This window comes from Streptomyces sp. NPDC037410, from assembly GCF_055602235.1.
The window spans coordinates 58,897-76,335 of the sequence record NZ_JBVJWR010000030.1 but is presented as its reverse complement, the minus strand read 5'-3'; the positions used below and the strand labels follow the sequence as shown (position 1 = coordinate 76,335).

Genomic DNA, 17,439 nt, shown 5'->3' with positions numbered 1-17,439 from the left:
TGCGCCATCCGGCTCGTACGGTGGAGGGCATGACGACCACGACCAGCACCGCCGTGTACGCCCACGAGCACGCCCCCCGCCTCCCGCTCGCCGAGCACGTCCCCGAGTTCTACCGGGCGATGCTCCGCCTGGAGACCGCGGCCGCGAAGGACATCGACCCGACGCTGTACCACCTGATCAAGCTCCGGGCCTCGCAGGTCAACCGCTGCGCCTTCTGCATCGACATGCACAGCAAGGACGCGCTGGCCGAGGGCGAGAGCATCGAGCGGATCGTGCAGCTCGCCGCCTGGGAGGAGTCCCGGCACTTCTACACCGAGCGCGAACTCGCCGCGTTCGCGCTGACCGAGGCCGTCACCGTCCTCACCGACGGCTTCGTGCCCGACGAGGTGTACGCGCGGGCCGCCGAGCACTTCGACGAGACCGAACTCGCGCGGGTCATCGCCGCGATCGTCACGATCAACGCCTGGAACCGGATCGGCGTCACCACCCGAATGACGCCCGGCCACTACACCCCGAAGTCGGCGTCGTGAGCGCCGAGGAGCTGCGGGCCCTGCACCGGGGCACGCCCGCGGACCGGCCGCTCGTGCTGCCGGGCCCGTGGGACGCGGCGAGCGCCCGCACCTTCGAGGAGGCCGGCTTCCCGGCCCTCGCCACCCCGAGCGCGGGCATCGCCGCCTCCCTCGGGTACGAGGACGGGGCGACGCCCGCCGAGGAGATGTTCGCCGCCGTGGCGCGCATCGTCCGGGCCGTGTCCGTCCCGGTCACCGCGGACCTGGAGGGCGGCTACGGGCTGTCCGCCGCCGAACTCGTCGAGCGGGTGCGGGAGACCGGCGCGGTCGGCGTGAACCTGGAGGACGGCGACCCCGCGGGCGGGCTCAAGGACCCCGGGGCGCACGCGGAGTGGCTGGCGGAGGTACGGGCGGCTGCCGGGCCCGGGCTCTTCGTGAACGCGCGCGTCGACACGTACCTCCGCAAGGACGTCGCCGACCCGGCCGGGGACGCGGTCGCCCGCGCCCGCCGCTACGCGGAGGCGGGCGCGGACTGCGTGTACCCGATCATGGCCCCGCCCGCCGACCTGCCGGGCCTGCGGGCGGCCCTCGGCGACCTGCCGCTGAACGCCCTGGCCCTCCCGGACGGCCCGTCCTTCGCCGAGCTCGGCCGCCTGGGCGCGACCCGCCTCACCTTCGGCCCCGGCCTGCTGCTCCGGTCCCTGCGCGGGCTCGCGGACCTGGCGGCCGAGGTGCGGGCTCAGTAGGCCCCGGGGCGGAAGAACTCCAGGGCCACGCGGAGCCGTTCGCGCTGCCCGGGCCAGTCGGTCTCCGGGCCGGCGGCCAGGATCGCGTACTGGTTGCCGTCCGGGGCCGTGAAGGCGCGGTCGACGACCTTGCGGCGGCCGCCCTCGCGGTCGTACGCGTACACGAGCTCGGCGGAGTCGGCGGGCGCACCGGCCTCGGAGACCCGCCCGAGGCTGATCTCGGAGTACCCCGGCTTGTTGGTCCGCCCGTCCTCGGAGGCCCCGCGCAGCGCGTCGTACGGCGTCATGCCCGCGCCCTCGATGACGAAGACCTGGATCAGGCTCCGCCCGTCGGGCGCGTTGAAGAACACGCCCTGCTCGTTCTCGGTGCGGTTCCAGCCCTCGGGAACGGCGATGGTGAAGCCCTTGAGGTCCCGCTGGGCGCGGTAGCCCGGCGGGGGGACGTCGTCGAGGGGCGTGGCGGAGGGCGACGGGGTCTCCGAGGGGGTCTCGGACGGAGACTCCGAGGCCGTGGGGGTGGCGGTGGCCGAGACGGAGGCCGGAGGCCCGGCCGCCGGGTCCTTCCCGCCGCCTCCCTCGCCCCAGACCATCCAGGCCGCCACGGAACCGCCGGCCAGGACGGCCCCCGCCACCCCGGCCACCAGCACCACCCACGGCCTGGGCCGGGCCTCCGGGACGGGCGGCGCGGGGTACTGCCGGCCAACGGCGTCGTGGACGAACTCCGGGGCGTAGGCCGGAGGCGGAGGCGGCGGAGGGGCCACGGGCCCGGCGCCGTCCGGGACCACGTGCGGCGGGACCACGGGCAGCGAGGCCACGGGCGCCGGAACCAGGGGCGCCGAGGCCACAGGCCCCGGGACCACGGGCGCCGGAACCAGGGGCGCCGAGGCCACAGGCCCCGGGACCACGGGCGCCGGAACCACCGGCGGCGGGACGACGTGCGTCGGGACCTCGGGCCCCGGCACCACCGGCGGCGGGACCACGGGCGGCGGGACCACAGGCCCCGGGGCCACCGGCCCCGGAGTCGGTTCGGTCTCCCAGCTCTGCGTCTCGTCGTTCCAGCGGGCCTTGCCGGTCATCTCATCCTCCGAGCAGGGCGCCGACGGCCTGGCCGACGGCCACGCCCGAGGCGAGGATGCCGGTCACCGCGCCCGCGTCCGTGAGGGCGCGGCGCAGGGCGGCGAGGCGGCCCGCGCCCGCGCGGCCGGTGCCCTCGATCTCGTCCTCGGCGTCCGAGAGTTCGGCGTCGAGCGCGGCCGTCTGCTCGGAGGGGACGACGCCCCCCAAGTCCGCGCGGAGCCGGCGGATGGCCTGGAGGAGCTCCTCCTGCGCGGCGTCGCGGGCGGGCCCGGCGCCGTTCACCGTGCTGGTGACGGTGTTGTTGTCGCCGATGGTGACGTTGCCGCTGGTGTTGGTGACGTGAACGCCGTTCCCGGTGCTGTCAGCCACGGTCGCCTCCGGTCGTGGTCGTGGTGAAGGTCTTGCTGGTCACGGTGTTGTGATGGCCGACCGTCACGTTCCCCTTGGTGTTCTCGATGAACGTGCCGCCCTCCGCCACGTGCACGATCTTCTGCTCGAACTCGGCCGTCTCGTACCCGGCTTCGCGCAGGGCGAGCGTCACGCCGTTCGCGACCCGGTCCTGCACGCTCTTCAGGTAGCGGCTGACGTCCATCTCCTGGAAGAGGGAGGCCTCGTCGTCGGAGCCGAGCTCGCGGACCGAGGCCCACGGCCCCTCGGGCAGCGCGCCCGCGTGGCCGCCGGTGAGCACGCGCCACAGCTGGACGACGGAGCGGCCGATCGTGACGAGGGCGTCGCCGACCGCGCGCGGGGTCCGTCCGAGCGCCCACACGGCCTTGCCGAAGTAGTGGTTGTACCGGTAGCGGTGGGCGATCCGGTCGGCGTACCGGTAGAGCGGCTTCACCGGCCGCAGGACGTGCGGGGCGACCTCCAGCATGAGCATGCCGCCCTGGGTGTGGACGCGGACGAAGACGGTGGTGACGATCTCCTCGCCCCAGCCGCCGACCCGGATGCGGAGGAAGTGCCGGCGGGTCTCGCCGCCCTCCTCGATGGCGTGCGAGCGGTGCGCCTCGAAGCCCTCGGGGGTGTACGGGGCGTCCGTGCGGGCCGGCAGGCCGTCGACGGGCAGGAAGACGACCTCGTCGATCTCCAGCTCGCGCAGCCGGTCCCGTACGGCGGCCTGGAGCTGCGGCGAGCCGTGCGCGGAGGGCACGCGCAGCGCCTCCAGGAGGGGGACGACGTGCCGCAGCACCGCACTGTTGTCGAGCGGTTCGGGCGTCTTGCCGTCGAGGTTCTTGCGGGGGCGCAGCTCGACGGAGAGCGACCAGGGCTCGTACGGGGAGCCGGCGCCGCAGAACGGGTCGCCGGAGCCGTACATGATCAGCCGGGCGTGCTGTTCGAGCCGGATCCGGTCGCGGAGCCGGTGGAAGCGGGCGCCCTCGGCCTGTTCGGCCGGGTCGGAGCGCTGGTCGGCGAAGCGCTCGCGGGACAGCTCCTGGGTGAGCGCGCGGGCGAACTGGCCGCGCTGGACGGCCGTCGCCCAGGCCACGAGGAGCGGCACGGCGATGGTGATCCACACTTCCAGCGGGCCGACGCGCCACAGCTCCTCGGCGACGAGGCTGACCGCGAGGGCGAGGAATTCGCCGGTGTCGGAGAGTTCGCCGAGGACGTCGTAGCCCGACTCTTCGTCGCCGATCACGAGGACGAGGAGGAACAGCGCGGACTGGACGAACATCAGCCGCCCGTACCAGCGCAGCAGGAACGCGGGGACGACCCGGTAGCCGGGGGCGGTGGCGGACGGGCCGCGCACCCAGCGGGCGATGCCGAGGATCAGATAGGGGGTGAGGACGAGCGCGACCAGGCCCTTGGTGAGGGGGAGCGCGACGATCCAGAGGGCGAGGACGCCGACGGCCCAGGCGAGTGCGACGCGGCGGGCGCGCAGCGCGTGGGCGAGGACGCGGCTCGCGTCGTGGCCGAGGGAGGGGGCGGCGAAGCGCTCCTCGTGGACGTACAGCTCGTCGATGACCGCGTCACGGAAGCGGTCGTCGAGGTACGTGCCGGCGCAGAGCAGCCGGGTCGCCTCGCTGGCGGCCGGTAAACGGCGCGGGTCGACGGCGGCGGAAGGCGGCCCGCCGGGCTGGTGAGGTACGAACGACTGCGCCAAAACTCCCCCGATCGAGTGGAACGGCCCAGGTTTCCCGCCGAGTTGGCCAGGAACCGGTGGGACAGCATAGGGGAGGTGGACGTTCCGTGTCGGCCCGGATAGTCGGCCCGGAAAAACGACGCCCCCGGGCCGTACGGTCGGTCGTACGGTCCGGGGGCGCCGAGCGTGGGAAGCCGTTGTCAGCTTCGGGTCGGGCTCAGATGAGGCCGAGCTCGCGCACGGTGTCGCGCTCCTCGACGAGCTCCTTGACGGAGGCGTCGATGCGGGCGCGGGAGAAGTCGTTGATCTCCAGGCCCTGGACGATCTCGTACTTGCCGTCCTTGCAGGTGACCGGGAAGGAGGAGATCAGGCCCTCCGGGACGCCGTAGGAGCCGTCCGACGGAACGCCCATGGAGGTCCAGTCGCCCTCGGCGGTGCCGTTGACCCACGTGTAGACGTGGTCGATGGCGGCGTTGGCGGCGGAGGCCGCGGAGGACGCGCCACGGGCGTCGATGATCGCGGCGCCGCGCTTGGCGACGGTCGGGATGAAGGTGTCGGCCAGCCACGCCTGGTCGCCCACGACCTCGGCCGCGTTCTTGCCGGCGATCTCCGCGTTGAAGATGTCCGGGTACTGGGTCGCGGAGTGGTTGCCCCAGATGGTGAGGCGCTTGATGTCCGTGACCGAGGAGCCGGTCTTCTGGGCCAGCTGCGTCAGGGCGCGGTTGTGGTCCAGGCGGGTCATCGCGGTGAAGCGCTCGGCCGGGACGCCCTTGGCGGCCGACTGGGCGATCAGGGCGTTGGTGTTGGCCGGGTTGCCGACGACCAGGACCTTGATGTCGTCCGCGGCGTGGGCGGCGATGGCCTCGCCCTGCGGCTTGAAGATGCCGCCGTTGGCGGCGAGCAGGTCGCCGCGCTCCATGCCCGGGCCGCGCGGGCGCGCGCCGACGAGCAGGCCGATGTTGGCGCCCTCGAAGCCCTTGTTCGGGTCGTCGAAGATGTCGATGCCCTTGAGCAGCGGGAAGGCGCAGTCGTCGAGCTCCATGGCGGTGCCCTCGGCGGCCTTGACGCCCTGCGGGATCTCGAGGAGGCGAAGCTTGACCGGCACGTCCGCGCCGAGCAGGTGGCCGGAGGCGATGCGGAAGAGCAGCGCGTAGCCGATCTGGCCGGCCGCGCCGGTCACGGTGACATTCACGGGAGTGCGGGTCATGGCGATCTCCGTAAGACAGCTGGCGGTGGGGGTCCCTGCCCCTGGTGCTGGACGGCTCCCCTGATCGACGATCGATCACGTGATCGTTCGGTGTCTCGACGTGAAGAGATATCCAGCGGTCAGGCTATCCGACCCGGGCCCCCGCGAATCCCCATCCCCTTGTGGTCCGGCTCACTGCCACCCGTCCGGGAACGCCACCGGGGCGGCGGATGCGGGGCCGAGATAGCGGAATGGTCACTTCCGTGCCACAGCGCGCCGACGGAGCTTGTCCCCGGCTCGGCGTGCGCACGACCCTGGAACACGACGGCGCCCGCCCTCCCACGGGGGAGAGGGCGGGCGCCGTGCCGCGGGAACGTGCGGCTAGGTGACCGTGAGGTGGAGGACGTCCTCCAGGAACGGGATCCGCAGCCACGGCCCCGGCTGCACCATGAGCGCGAGCAGCACGATCAGGCCGCCCATCACCCCGTACGTGATCATGTCCGTGAAGCGGGAGCGGACGGCCAGCATGCCGACGGACGGCAGCACCCGCCGCATCGCCGCGCCCGCGAGGAGCGCCGTCCCGACCAGGATCGCGCCGACCCGGAAGGCCTGCGGGAACGGGTCCGTCCCCACCACGAGCAGGCCGAGCCCGGCGAGCGCGAGGACGGTGAGCAGCGGCCACTGGCGCGCGGGCGCCGGGGCGTCGCCGGGGGCCGCCCGGCCGCCGCCCTCGGGGCGCGCGGTGTCGGTGGTGAGCCGCTGCCGCGGACCGCCCTTCGCGCCGCCCTCCTGAGCACCGGCCACGGCGTCCGCGCCGTCCGGGTTACCGGGTGTCCCCGGGGTCCCGGAGGTCACCTCAGAGCGCCGCGGCCGCGCGCTCGGCGGCCTCGACGACGTTGACGAGGAGCTGCGCACGGGTCATCGGGCCCACGCCGCCGGGGTTCGGGGAGATCCAGGCGGCCACCTCGGCCACGCCCGGGTCCACGTCGCCGAGGATCTTGCCCTCGCCGTTGCGGGAGACGCCGACGTCGAGGACGGCCGCGCCCGGCTTCACGTCCTCGGGCTTGATCAGGTGCGGCACGCCGGCCGCCGCGACGATGATGTCGGCGTTGCGCAGGTGCGCCGAGAGGTCCCGGGTGCCGGTGTGGCACTGGGTCACGGTCGCGTTCTCGGAGCGGCGGGTCAGGATGAGCGGCATCGGGCGCCCGATGGTGACACCGCGGCCGACGACGACGACCTCGGCGCCGTTGATCTCCACGCCGTGGGCGCGGAGCAGGGTGACGATGCCGTTCGGCGTGCAGGGCAGCGGCGCGGGCTCGTTGAGGACGAGGCGGCCGAGGTTGGTCGGGTGCAGACCGTCCGCGTCCTTGGCCGGGTCCATGAGCTCCAGGATGCGGTTCTCGTCGATGCCCTTGGGCAGCGGCAACTGGACGATGTACCCGGTGCAGGCCGGGTCCTCGTTGAGCTCCCGTACGACCGCCTCGACCTCCTCCTGGGTGGCGGTGCCCGGCAGGGTGCGCTGGATGGAGGCGAGGCCGACCTGCGCGCAGTCGCGGTGCTTTCCGGCCACGTACTTCTGGCTCGCCGGGTCGTCGCCGACCAGGATCGTGCCGAGTCCGGGCGTGATGCCCTTCTCCTTGAGGGCCGCCACACGGACGGTGAGATCGGACTTGATCGCGGCTGCGGTGGCCTTGCCATCGAGAATCTGGGCGCTCATGGAGACATCCTCCCGGATGACCCCCGCGTTGTTCCAATTCGGCCTGACGGAGCGGCCGGGGATGGGGAACGACAGGTTGCACTTGCACAACTTCGGTACGTATCGACTGGACAAAATCTCGCCGTTGCCACCACGATGACCGCGCAGTATCGCGGAAAGTGCCGGGGGGTATCCGCTCACAAGCCGTGAAAGTCCTCCGCGCGGGCCGCGTCGTCCCCGCACATGGAAATTCACGGAGGAACCCCTCGATGAGCTTCGGCGACCCGAACAACCCCTACGGCCAGCCGCAGGACCCGAACCAGCAGCAGCCCGGTTACGGCTACCCGCAGCAGGCGCCGCAGGGTGTTCCGCAGCAGGGCTACGGCTACCCGCAGCAGCCGGGCGCGCCGGGCGCGTACCCCCAGGCCCCGGGCACCATCCAGGCCAACAACGGCTACATCAACGTGCACGGCCTCGGCACCGTGCAGGTCGCCTCGATGGGTCTGCGGTTCGCCGCTCGCCTGATCGACAGCATCGCCATCGGCGTCGTGTACTGGATCCTGACGTTCCTCGGCGCCGCCAGCCTGGTGGGCGCGACCGAGAGCATCGACGACTGCAGCGGCATCGACCCGATGTCCCCGGCGTACAACACCTGCCTGAACAACGCGGCGCAGCAGGCCGGCGAGGCCGCGGGCGGCATCATCGCCACCTTCCTCGGCATCTTCTTCCTGCTGTTCCTCGCCACCATGCTCTACGAGTGGCTGATGGTCGCCTTCGTCGGCGCCACGCTCGGCAAGATGGCGCTGGGCCTCCGCGTCGTCAAGGAGAACACGGGCGGCAAGCCGGGTCTCGGCGGCGGCTTCATCCGCTGGATCATCCCGATTCTCGGCGCGATCGTCTGCTTCATCGGCCAGCTCGTGGTCTACCTGTCGCCGTTCTTCGACAGCACCGGCAAGACGCAGGGCTGGCACGACCGTGCCGCCGGCACGCTCGTCATCAAGAAGTAATCCCGCAGCGGGTCCCCCGCTGCTCCGAGGGCCGTCCGGCACACCGCCGGACGGCCCTCGGCCGTTCCGGGGCCCCGGGGTCACTGCCGCTTCAGGACCGCGAACCCGTCCGAGCGGTGGGTGATCTCGTACCGCGCCTCGGGATGCAGCTGCGCGGCCAGCTGCGCCGGATCCGACACCTGCTGCCCCCAGCCGCGCAGGTCGAAGGCGAGGTAGTCCGGCGTGGCGCCCTTGGCCGTGCCCACCCAGTAGACCCGGTGGCCGGCCGTGAGGTGCGCGAGGAGCGAGACGTCCGCCTCGACGCTCGCCCCGTCCGGCACGGCGTCGACCGCCGCCCGCGCCTCCAGGGTCCGGCTGTCCGTCGTGTACGTCTCCGGCTTCGTCAGCTCGCGCAGCGGCAGGTTCGCGGCGAGGACGAGTCCGACCGCCGTCGCCACCGGGATCACGACCTTGCCGTACGAGACGAGCCAGGCGCGCGGCGAGGTGCGGACCGAGCGGACGCCGTCCACGAGGGCCAGGAAGACGACGGGCATGAGGATCGCGCTGTAGTGCCAGTGCATGCCCCAGTGGTTGGGGTCCTGGGAGAGGAAGCGCCAGCCGAGGGTCGGCAGGACGAGCAGGATCAGCGGGGAGCGCAGGGCGAGGAAGCCGGTGATCGCGAGCAGGTAGAACACCATCTCCCACCGCTCGCCCGAGGCGAGGGCGTCGCCGATGACCTGCCCGAAGGAGGTGTCGGCGCCCTGGCCGGTCTTCTCGATCTTGGACCAGTAGTCGTACTGGCCGAGCTTGCTCGCCGCCGGGATCAGGACGAGGACCGTCAGCGCGAAGGCCGCCGTGCCGAAGCCCGCCAGGGCCGCGCCCAGCTTCTTCTGCCCCTTGAGGAAGAGGACCGCGCCGACCATGGCGACGGTGAGGCCCATGTCCTCCTTGACCAGGACGAGCGGGGCCGCCCAGGCGGCGGCCGCGGTCCAGCGGCCGAGGAGCAGGGCCCGGCAGGCCAGGGCGAGCAGCGGGACGGCGAAGGCGATCTCGTGGAAGTCGGACTTGACGGCCTCCTGGAGGCCCCAGGACAGCCCGTACGCGACCGTCAGGCCGATGCCGGCGGCCCGGCTGCCGAGGATCTGCTGGGTGGTGCGGCCGACGACGACGGCGGAGGCGGCGAAGAGCGCGGCCTGCCCGAGGAGCAGCGAGGCCGGGGAGGGCCAGATCCAGTAGAGCGGCGCGAGCAGCGCGGTGACGGGGCTGAAGTGGTCGCCGAGTATCTGGAAGCCGGGGCCCTTGATGTCGACGACGGGCGCGCGGAACTCGGCGTACGCCCTGACCGACTGCCCGAAGATCCCGAGGTCCCAGGAGGGCGTGCGGAAGTGCGTGTACTGCACCCAGGAGTAGAGGAGGTACAGGCCGCAGAGGACGCCCGCGAGGATCAGGTACGGGCGGAGCGGGGCCGGGGAGAGGCCGTCGGAGGGCTCGGCGTCGGTGGATTCCGCAGCGGGCCTGTTCAGTACGTCCAACACCACGTCCCCCACTACCGGCGGCCGACAAAAGAGCCAACCCATTAGACCAGAGTCCACCCGTTCGGCGGACCTGCCGGGCACGCGCACAGGGCCCCCGCGAGCGCGGGAGCCCTGTGTTTCAGCGTGGGGTCACCGTCAGTGGAAGAAGTGGCGCGTGCCCGTGAAGTACATCGTCACGCCGGCCTTCTGCGCCGCCTCGACGACGAGCTCGTCGCGCACCGAGCCGCCCGGCTGCACGACCGCCTTCACGCCGGCCGCGGTGAGGATCTCCAGGCCGTCGGGGAAGGGGAAGAAGGCGTCGGAGGCGGCGTACGAGCCGCGCGCCCGCTCCTCGCCCGCCCGCTCGACGGCCAGCTTCGCGGAGTCCACGCGGTTGACCTGGCCCATGCCGACGCCGACCGAGGCGCCGTCCTTGGCGAGCAGGATCGCGTTGGACTTGACCGCGCGGCAGGCCTTCCAGGCGAAGGCGAGCTCGGCGAGCTCCTCGGCGGAGAGCGCCTCGCCGGTCGCGAGGGTCCAGTTCGCCGGGTCGTCGCCCTCGGCCTGGAGGCGGTCGGTGACCTGGAGCAGGGCGCCGCCGTCGATCGGCTTGACCTCGACCGGGTTGGCCGGGGCACCCTCGGCGCGCAGCACGCGGATGTTCTTCTTCTTGGCGAGGACCTCGACCGCGCCGTCCTCGTAGCCGGGGGCCACGATGACCTCGGTGAAGATCTCGGCGACCTGCTCGGCCATCGCGACGGAGACCGGGCGGTTGACGGCGATGACGCCGCCGAACGCGGACAGCGGGTCGCAGGCGTGCGCCTTGCGGTGGGCCTCGGCGACGTCGGCGCCGACCGCGATGCCGCACGGGTTGGCGTGCTTGATGATCGCGACGGCCGGCTCGGCGTGGTCGTACGCGGCCCGGCGCGCGGCGTCGGTGTCCGTGTAGTTGTTGTAGGACATCTCCTTGCCGTGCAGCTGCTCGGCCTCGGCGAGGCCGCCCGTGCCGTCGACGTAGAGCGCGGCGCCCTGGTGCGGGTTCTCGCCGTAGCGCAGGACGTTGTTCCGCTCGTACGTGGCGCCGAGGAAGTCGGGGAAGCCCGAGTCGTCGGCGGCGGCGTAGTCGTCGGCGAACCAGGAGGCCACGGCCACGTCGTACGCGGCGGTGTGCTGGAAGGCCTCGGCGGCGAGCCGCTTGCGGGCGGTCAGGTCGAAGCCGCCGGCCTGGACGGCGGCGAGCACGTCCGCGTACCGCTCGGGGCTGGTGACGATCGCGACCGACGGGTGGTTCTTGGCGGCGGCGCGGACCATCGACGGGCCGCCGATGTCGATCTGCTCGACGCACTCGTCCGGGGTGGCGCCGGAGGCGACCGTCTCGCGGAACGGGTAGAGGTTCACGACGACGAGGTCGAAGGGCTCCACGCCGAGCTCGGCGAGCTGCGCGCGGTGCGACTCCAGGCGCAGGTCGGCGAGGATGCCGGCGTGCACGCGCGGGTGGAGGGTCTTGACGCGGCCGTCGAGGCACTCGGGGAAGCCGGTGAGCTCCTCGACCTTGGTGACCGGGACCCCGGCGGCGGCGATCCTGCCGGCGGTGGAGCCGGTGGAGACGAGCTCGACACCGGCCTCGTGCAGACCGCGGGCCAGCTCCTCGAGCCCCGTCTTGTCGTAGACGCTGACCAGCGCGCGGCGGATGGGCTTAACGGTGTCCGTGTTCACCGACATGAACCTTTCGTCCCTCAATGCGGTAGCCGTGCCGGGCGAGACGCCCCACGACGTCGACGAGCAGCGAGCGCTCGACTTCCTTGATGCGCTCGTGCAGAGCGGCTTCATCGTCCTCGTCCCGCACCTCGACCACGCCCTGGGCGATGATCGGGCCGGTGTCGACACCGTCGTCGACGAAGTGGACGGTGCATCCGGTGACCTTCGCGCCGTAGGCGAGGGCGTCACGCACCCCGTGGGCACCGGGAAAACTGGGCAGAAGCGCCGGGTGGGTGTTGACGACCCGGCCGCCGAAGCGGGCGAGGAACTCCTTGCCGACGATCTTCATGAAACCGGCCGAGACGACGAGGTCCGGCTCGTACGCGGCGGTGGCCTCGGTCAGCGCGCGGTCCCACTCCTCGCGGGTCGCGTGGTCCTTGACCTTGCACACGAAGGTCGGCAGCCCGGCGCGCTCGGCGCGCTCCAGGCCGACGATGTTCTCGCGGTCTGCGCCGACCGCGACGATCTCGGCGCCGTATCCCTCGGGGTCGGCGGCGATGGCGTCGAGGAGGGCCTGCAGATTGGTACCGGACCCGGAGACCAGGACGACGAGGCGGGCGGCAGCCACTGGGTCACTCTTTCCGTGGTGTTTGTACGGTCGTACGAACGAATCGTGCCCCTCGATACGGGGAACCCTACGAATGGCCCGACGGCAGCAACGATACCGGCACACAGGACGGCCCCCACGGGACGGGGGCGGAGCAGGGCGGTAGCGTCAGGGTCCGACGCCAGCAGGGGCCGTGGACGCGGCCGCGGTCACGACGACAGAGGGAAGACGTTCAGCAGATGCCGGAACGCCAGTCCACGGACGACAACAACCCGTTCGCGCCGCCGCCCGAGGGCCGGCCGGATCAGCCGTGGCAGCCGCGGCGACCGGAGGGCCCGGACGGCGACGCGTCCGGCACCCCGGACTCGTCGGGGCCGTCCGACGGCCGCTGGAGCCCACGCCAGCCCGGCCCCTCGCAGGACGGCTTCGGGCGGGGTCCCGAGCGCCGGCAGGGAGGCGGCCAGGGCGGTCCCGAGGGCGGCCCCGGGCGGGGCCCGGGGATCCGCTGGGACCCGACGGACCCGGCACAGCGGCGCGCGCGGTACGCGATCCTCTCCGGCATGTGGGGCTTCTTCTTCGCGATCTTCGAGATCCCGGAGCTGGCGCTGCTGCTCGGCGCCCTCGGCCTCTACTGGGCGATCAGCTCACTGCGCGCCAAGCCGAAGGAACCGGCCGCGGAAGTGTCACCGACATCACAGCCGCCGGCCCCGCCCGCGGCGGCTCAGCCCTCGGGCCAGCCCTCCGGTCAGGGCGCGACCGCCGCGTCCGCTCCGCTGCGCTCGATGCGGACGGCGGCGATCAGCGGCCTCGTCGCGTCGAGCCTGGCGCTGATGATCGTCGCCGTGGGCTTCACGATGCAGCTCGTCTACCGGGACTTCTACGAGTGCCGCGACGACGCCCTGACCCACGCGGGCCAGCTGGCCTGCAACGACCTCCTGCCGAAGCCGCTGCGCGCGGGCTTCGGGGTACGGGAGTAGTCCGTCAGCCGGTAGGGGGTGGCGGCGGGGGTGATTCCCAGGCCGCCGGGAGGCAGTCGTACGACTCGAAGCCGGGGTCGTCGCCGAAGGGGTCGGCGTACGGGGCGGGGTGCGGGTCGCGGGGCGGGGCGGGGTGCGGGGCATCGCCGCCGTCCGGGGCCGGGCCGGTGCGGGACTCCTCGACCGCCGGGACCTCGGGTACGGCGGCGTCCGCGGGTCCGGACGAGGCGGCGACGGGCACGCCGACGGTGACGGAGGCGCCGAGGGACGGGGCGAGGGGGGCGGACGCCGAGCCGGGTACGGCCGCCGCGGCGGGAACGGGCCCGGGGACGGGCGCGGTGGTGGCAGGGACGGGCGCGGTCGTGGCGGGGACGGGCGCGGTCGTGGCGGGGACGGGCCTCGGCCTTTCGGAGCGCGGTACTCGGCGGCCCCAGGCCCGTACCGCCATCGCCACCGGCACCCCCACGCAGACCCCCCACAGCACCGCCGCCGCGCCCGCCAGCCACCACACGGGGCCGAACGCCGAGAGCCGGCCGGTGCCGAGCGGGCCGCCCGCCGCACCCGCGAGGACGGCGACGGCCGCCCCGCACCCGCAGGCCGCGCCGAGCGCCGCCAGGGCCGCGTCCCGGGCCGCCCAGGTCCGTGCCGCGCGGCCCACCAGACGGCCCTGCAGCACGGCGGCGGCCAGCGGGGCCGCCGCGGTCGCCCAGTGGACCCAGGTGCCGCGGCCCTCGGCGGGCAGCGCGGCGAACAGCGGGAAGGGCGGCACGGCAGGGTCGCCGACGAGCCCGAGGGGCGTCGCGAGGGCCCCCGTACCGAGGGTGAAGCCCGGCCCGAGACCGTACGCGGCTCCCCAGACGGCCGTGTTCGGCAGCAGCGCCACGACGAGCAGCAGGACCGTCACCCGACCGGACCACTCCCCCGCGAGACCTTCGAACGAGGCCTGGGCGCGGCCCGCGTGCCAGGCGAGCGAGACGGCCGCGGCGACCGCGCCGCCGGCGAGCAGCGTCAGGGTCCCGAGCCCGGCGGCGCGCAGGGCGGTGGCCGCCTGCCGCTGCCCGGGCAGGGGGCGGCCGAGGGCCGTCCAGACGCCCGTGCCCGCGGCGGCGGTGACGACGGCGGGCAGCCAGAGTCCGGCGGTGACGAGGTCGGCGGGCAGCGGACCGCTCTCGCTGTAGACGACGACGCCGGCGGCCACGAGCAGGTACCCCCCGGCGACGGCGGCGAAGGCACCGCCCGGCGAGGGGCGCGGGCGGACCACGTCACCCCCCGGGTCGAGGGTGTCGCGGGCGGCGCGGTGGACGAGCCAGAAGGGCAGGGCGACGAGCAGCAGCGGGACGACGCCGAGGGGTGCGGGCAAGCCGGACAGGGTGCCCGTGCGGACCAGGTCGACGCCGTGGGCGAGCAGCCAGATCCCGGCGGCGACGTGCAGGGCGCCGGCGGGACCGCTGTCGGGGTACGGGGAGCTGATCCAGGCCGCGATCACCAGGACCGCGAGGGCGCCGAGACCGAGCCCGGCGGCGACCGCGCCGCGGACGCAGGCGGTGGCGAGCGCGGCGGAACGGCCGCCCTGGACCAGGGGGTGCGGCTCGGTCACATGGGTCACGGGATTCATGCTGCCAACGACACGCGCTTTAGCCGCGTAACAGGCAAACCTCCGTTGTGTCGCTCAAGATACGTTTATGTACTTTTCCGCCCATAGCAGCTCTGCGGGAGGTCGACGCCGATGAGCCGGAGCACCGCGGATTCCGCATCCTCCGCGACCCTGCCGACCCCGAAGGAGCGGCGCAGGTTGCGTGAGGCCCTCGCCCTCACGGAGGAGCAGGTCGCCGAGGCCATGGGCGTCACGAAGGCCACGATCAGGTCCTGGGAAACCGGCCGCTCAACCCCCCGCGGCCGCAAACGCGAGGCCTACGCCCGCCTGCTCGGCACGGACACCCCCCTCGACCCGGAACCGAAACAGGAGGGGACACCGCCGCCCGGGACGGAGGCCGGGACACAGACCGGGGCCCGAGCCGAGGCGCAGCAGGACCGGCCGCAGGCCGAAGCGCAGCCAGGCAGGCCGCAGGCCGAGGCCGAGGCCCAGCCGGGCGGGCCGCAGGCCGAGGTTCAGCCAGGTCCGGCCGAGGTGCAAGCCGCGCCGGCCCAGGCGGCCGAACGAGGCCGGCCCCACCCGGTGCAGGCCGAGGTCCAGCCGGTGCAGGCCGAGGTCCAGCCGGTGCAGGCCGAGGTCCGTGCCGTCCGGTCGCAGGCCGAGGCCCGGCCAGGCCGGTCGCAGGCCCAGGCCCGCTCCGGCCGGGCCGAGGTGCAGCCGGGCCGGGCCGGGACCCAGACCCACGCCGGCCGGCCGCAGGCCCCGGCCCAGGCGCAGGCCCCCGCTTCGGGGAACGTGCGGCCGCGGGCCGGCAAACCGCCCCGGGGGCCGGTCCCCGTCCCCGGCATCTCTGCCGGGCCCGCCCGGAAAGGGTCCGCGAAGCCGCCGGAGCGGCTGAAACCCGTGGAGGCGGCTCCCGCCGCGCCGGGCCTCACCCCCGAGGAGGCCTTCGACGCGCTGTACGCGTACGCCGCGCCGGGCCTGGTCCACCAGACGTACCTGCTCACCGGGCGCCGCAGGCTCTCCCGCGAGGCCGTCGAGCGCGCGTTCCACCACGCCTGGGAGCACTGGCCCGAGGTCGCCGTGGACGCGGACCCGGTGGGCTGGGTGCGGGCGACGGCGTACGAGTACGCCCTCTCCCCCTGGCACCGGTTCCGCCGCGCCCACAAGCACCCCGACGCCCCGCCGACCGAGGCGAACCGCCGGGCGCTGCTCGGCGCGCTGCTCGAACTGCCGCCGCCGTACCGCCGTACCGTCCTGCTCTACGACGGGCTCGGCCTGGACCTGCCGGAGACGGCCGCCGAGACGGAGGCGAGCACGCCCGCCGCCGCGAACCGGCTGCTGCACGCCCGTACGGTCATCGGGAAGCGGCTCCCCGAGCTCGCCGAGCCGGAGGCCCTGCACCGGCGCCTGAGCGCGCTGGTCGCGGAGGCGCCGACGGCGACCCTGCAGCCCGCCCGTGCGGTCCGGACGGGCAGCGAGCGCCGGGCCCGCAAGTGGACGCGGGCGGTGCTCGGCGTGACGGCGGTCCTGATCGGCGTCACCGGCTTCACGGCGGCGACCGCGCCGACCCGCTACATCCCGGTGAACGCCCCCGGCGAGACCGTCAACGGAGTGCCGGTACGCGGCGGGCCGCAGAAGCTCCGCCCGGAGGACCTGGAGCTCCGCGAGAAGCTGCGCTCGGAGCCCAACCCGGGCCCGGAACGGCTGGTCCCGGCGGTCGAGTAACCCCGGACACGAAAGAACGGGCCCCGCCCCCGCCCGGTTTCCCGGGAGGGGGCGGGGCCCGCTCACGTACTGCCTGCTGTCAGGCTGCCGTGCGAATCATCAGCCCGTTCAGCAGAGTCAGCCGGTTCAGCCGGTTCAGCCGGTTCAGCCGGTTCAGCCCGCGAGGATCGCGCGCGCCAGCTTGGCCGTCTCGGTCGGCGTCTTGCCGACCTTGACGCCGGCGGCCTCGAGGGCCTCCTTCTTCGCCGCGGCGGTGCCGGAGGAGCCGGAGACGATGGCGCCGGCGTGGCCCATGGTCTTGCCCTCGGGCGCGGTGAAGCCCGCGACGTAGCCGACGACCGGCTTGGTGACGTTGGCCTTGATGAAGTCGGCCGCACGCTCCTCGGCGTCGCCGCCGATCTCACCGATCATGACGATCAGGTCGGTGTCGGGGTCCGCCTCGAACGCCGCGAGGGCGTCGATGTGCGTGGTGCCGATGACCGGGTCGCCACCGATGCCGACGGCGGAGGAGAAGCCGAGGTCACGGAGCTCGTACATCATCTGGTACGTCAGCGTGCCGGACTTCGAGACCAGGCCGATGCGGCCCGGCTTCGTGATGTCGCCCGGGATGATGCCGGCGTTGGACTGGCCCGGGGTGATGAGACCGGGGCAGTTCGGGCCGATGAGGCGGGTCTTGTTGCCCTTCTCGACGGCGTACGCGTAGAACGCGGCCGAGTCGTGAACGGCGATGCCCTCGGTGATGACGACGGCGAGCGGGATCTCGGCGTCGATCGCCTCGACGACCGCGGCCTTCGCGAAGGCCGGCGGCACGAAGAGGACGGAGACGTTGGCGCCCGTCTTCTCCATCGCCTCGGCGACGGAGCCGAAGACCGGGATCTCGGTGCCGTCGAAGTCGACGGACGTGCCGGCCTTGCGCGGGTTCACGCCGCCGACGATGTTGGTGCCGTCACCCAGCATGAGCTTGGTGTGCTTCATGCCCGTGGCACCGGTCATGCCCTGGACGATGACCTTGCTGTCCTTGTTGAGGAAGATAGCCATGGC

16 protein-coding genes are annotated in these 17,439 nt (G+C 73.6%); 5 read left to right on the top strand and 11 right to left on the bottom strand.

Going from position 1 to position 17,439, the window contains the following annotated elements; genetic code table 11:
* Positions 1-29 precede the first annotated feature (29 nt).
* Both ACZ7HT_RS33950 and ACZ7HT_RS33945 read left to right on the top strand, forming a co-directional pair.
* Positions 30-530: a carboxymuconolactone decarboxylase family protein gene (locus tag ACZ7HT_RS33950; protein WP_471173159.1), complete on the top strand. Its 501-nt coding sequence runs from the start codon at positions 30-32 to the stop codon at positions 528-530.
* The gene (locus tag ACZ7HT_RS33945; protein WP_471173157.1) at positions 527-1,255 is read left to right on the top strand and encodes an isocitrate lyase/PEP mutase family protein; all 729 of its coding nucleotides are present in this window, start codon (positions 527-529) and stop codon (positions 1,253-1,255) included. Before ACZ7HT_RS33950 ends, ACZ7HT_RS33945 begins: the two co-directional genes overlap by 4 nt.
* On the opposite strand, the gene ACZ7HT_RS33940 is transcribed toward ACZ7HT_RS33945, so the two are convergent.
* The 6 genes from ACZ7HT_RS33940 to ACZ7HT_RS33915 form a co-directional block, all read right to left on the bottom strand.
* On the bottom strand, positions 1,249-2,331 hold the full coding sequence (locus ACZ7HT_RS33940; RefSeq protein WP_471173155.1) for a hypothetical protein: 1,083 nt from the start codon (positions 2,329-2,331) through the stop codon (positions 1,249-1,251). The two genes, ACZ7HT_RS33945 and ACZ7HT_RS33940, sit on opposite strands and share 7 nt — an antisense overlap.
* Before the next feature lies 1 nt (position 2,332).
* On the bottom strand, positions 2,333-2,701 hold the full coding sequence (locus ACZ7HT_RS33935; protein ID WP_471173153.1) for a hypothetical protein: 369 nt from the start codon (positions 2,699-2,701) through the stop codon (positions 2,333-2,335).
* Entirely contained in the window at positions 2,694-4,433 is a 1,740-nt protein-coding gene (locus ACZ7HT_RS33930; RefSeq protein ID WP_471173151.1) for a hypothetical protein, read from the bottom strand. Before ACZ7HT_RS33930 ends, ACZ7HT_RS33935 begins: the two co-directional genes overlap by 8 nt.
* Positions 4,434-4,629: 196 nt before the next feature.
* Positions 4,630-5,619, bottom strand: coding sequence for a malate dehydrogenase (locus ACZ7HT_RS33925; RefSeq protein ID WP_471173149.1), 990 nt, complete (start codon positions 5,617-5,619; stop codon positions 4,630-4,632).
* A 360-nt stretch (positions 5,620-5,979) separates the two neighbouring features.
* Positions 5,980-6,402, bottom strand: coding sequence for a DUF3017 domain-containing protein (locus tag ACZ7HT_RS33920; RefSeq protein ID WP_471173147.1), 423 nt, complete (start codon positions 6,400-6,402; stop codon positions 5,980-5,982).
* A gap of 52 nt (positions 6,403-6,454) precedes the next feature.
* Entirely contained in the window at positions 6,455-7,315 is an 861-nt protein-coding gene (locus tag ACZ7HT_RS33915; protein WP_471173144.1) for a bifunctional methylenetetrahydrofolate dehydrogenase/methenyltetrahydrofolate cyclohydrolase, read from the bottom strand.
* 248 nt (positions 7,316-7,563) lie between these two features.
* Here ACZ7HT_RS33915 and ACZ7HT_RS33910 point away from each other — a divergent pair, with 248 nt between their 5' ends.
* Complete coding sequence (locus ACZ7HT_RS33910; RefSeq protein WP_471173142.1) at positions 7,564-8,301, top strand: RDD family protein; 738 nt, start codon at positions 7,564-7,566, stop codon at positions 8,299-8,301.
* Between the two features lie 80 nt (positions 8,302-8,381).
* Here the strand turns inward: ACZ7HT_RS33910 and ACZ7HT_RS33905 are convergent, their stop codons facing one another.
* The 3 genes from ACZ7HT_RS33905 to purN all read right to left on the bottom strand — a co-directional run bounded on the left by ACZ7HT_RS33905 (position 8,382) and on the right by purN (position 12,120).
* Positions 8,382-9,815, bottom strand: a complete 1,434-nt coding sequence (locus ACZ7HT_RS33905) for a DUF2079 domain-containing protein (RefSeq protein ID WP_471173140.1) — start codon at positions 9,813-9,815, stop codon at positions 8,382-8,384.
* 135 nt (positions 9,816-9,950) lie between these two features.
* Positions 9,951-11,516 (bottom strand): bifunctional phosphoribosylaminoimidazolecarboxamide formyltransferase/IMP cyclohydrolase, encoded by a 1,566-nt coding sequence (gene purH / locus ACZ7HT_RS33900; protein ID WP_471173138.1) that lies wholly within the window; start codon positions 11,514-11,516, stop codon positions 9,951-9,953.
* On the bottom strand, positions 11,491-12,120 hold the full coding sequence (gene purN, locus ACZ7HT_RS33895; RefSeq protein WP_392150990.1) for a phosphoribosylglycinamide formyltransferase: 630 nt from the start codon (positions 12,118-12,120) through the stop codon (positions 11,491-11,493). Before purN ends, purH begins: the two co-directional genes overlap by 26 nt.
* A gap of 218 nt (positions 12,121-12,338) precedes the next feature.
* On the opposite strand from purN, the gene ACZ7HT_RS33890 reads away from it, so the two are divergent.
* Positions 12,339-13,076, top strand: coding sequence for a hypothetical protein (locus tag ACZ7HT_RS33890; RefSeq protein WP_471173135.1), 738 nt, complete (start codon positions 12,339-12,341; stop codon positions 13,074-13,076).
* A 4-nt stretch (positions 13,077-13,080) separates the two neighbouring features.
* On the opposite strand, the gene ACZ7HT_RS33885 is transcribed toward ACZ7HT_RS33890, so the two are convergent.
* Entirely contained in the window at positions 13,081-14,682 is a 1,602-nt protein-coding gene (locus ACZ7HT_RS33885) for a cell division protein PerM (RefSeq protein ID WP_471173133.1), read from the bottom strand.
* 120 nt (positions 14,683-14,802) lie between these two features.
* On the opposite strand from ACZ7HT_RS33885, the gene ACZ7HT_RS33880 reads away from it, so the two are divergent.
* Positions 14,803-16,398, top strand: a complete 1,596-nt coding sequence (locus ACZ7HT_RS33880; RefSeq protein WP_471173130.1) for a sigma factor-like helix-turn-helix DNA-binding protein — start codon at positions 14,803-14,805, stop codon at positions 16,396-16,398.
* Positions 16,399-16,551: 153 nt separating this feature from the next.
* Here ACZ7HT_RS33880 and sucD read toward each other — a convergent pair whose 3' ends face one another.
* Complete coding sequence (gene sucD / locus ACZ7HT_RS33875) at positions 16,552-17,436, bottom strand: succinate--CoA ligase subunit alpha (RefSeq protein ID WP_471173127.1); 885 nt, start codon at positions 17,434-17,436, stop codon at positions 16,552-16,554.
* Positions 17,437-17,439: the final 3 nt, after the last annotated feature.

Excerpts from the sequence above, each read along its gene's own strand:
- ACZ7HT_RS33880 (WP_471173130.1), top strand. The coding sequence starts at position 14,803 with ATGAGCCGGAGCACCGCGGATTCCGCATCCTCCGCGACCCTGCCGACC.
- sucD (WP_471173127.1), bottom strand. The coding sequence starts at position 17,436 with ATGGCTATCTTCCTCAACAAGGACAGCAAGGTCATCGTCCAGGGCATG.
- ACZ7HT_RS33915 (WP_471173144.1), bottom strand. The coding sequence starts at position 7,315 with ATGAGCGCCCAGATTCTCGATGGCAAGGCCACCGCAGCCGCGATCAAG.
- ACZ7HT_RS33925 (WP_471173149.1), bottom strand. The coding sequence starts at position 5,619 with ATGACCCGCACTCCCGTGAATGTCACCGTGACCGGCGCGGCCGGCCAG.
- purH (WP_471173138.1), bottom strand. The coding sequence starts at position 11,516 with ATGTCGGTGAACACGGACACCGTTAAGCCCATCCGCCGCGCGCTGGTC.
- ACZ7HT_RS33890 (WP_471173135.1), top strand. The coding sequence starts at position 12,339 with ATGCCGGAACGCCAGTCCACGGACGACAACAACCCGTTCGCGCCGCCG.
- ACZ7HT_RS33910 (WP_471173142.1), top strand. The coding sequence starts at position 7,564 with ATGAGCTTCGGCGACCCGAACAACCCCTACGGCCAGCCGCAGGACCCG.
- ACZ7HT_RS33950 (WP_471173159.1), top strand. The coding sequence starts at position 30 with ATGACGACCACGACCAGCACCGCCGTGTACGCCCACGAGCACGCCCCC.
- ACZ7HT_RS33940 (WP_471173155.1), bottom strand. The coding sequence starts at position 2,331 with ATGACCGGCAAGGCCCGCTGGAACGACGAGACGCAGAGCTGGGAGACC.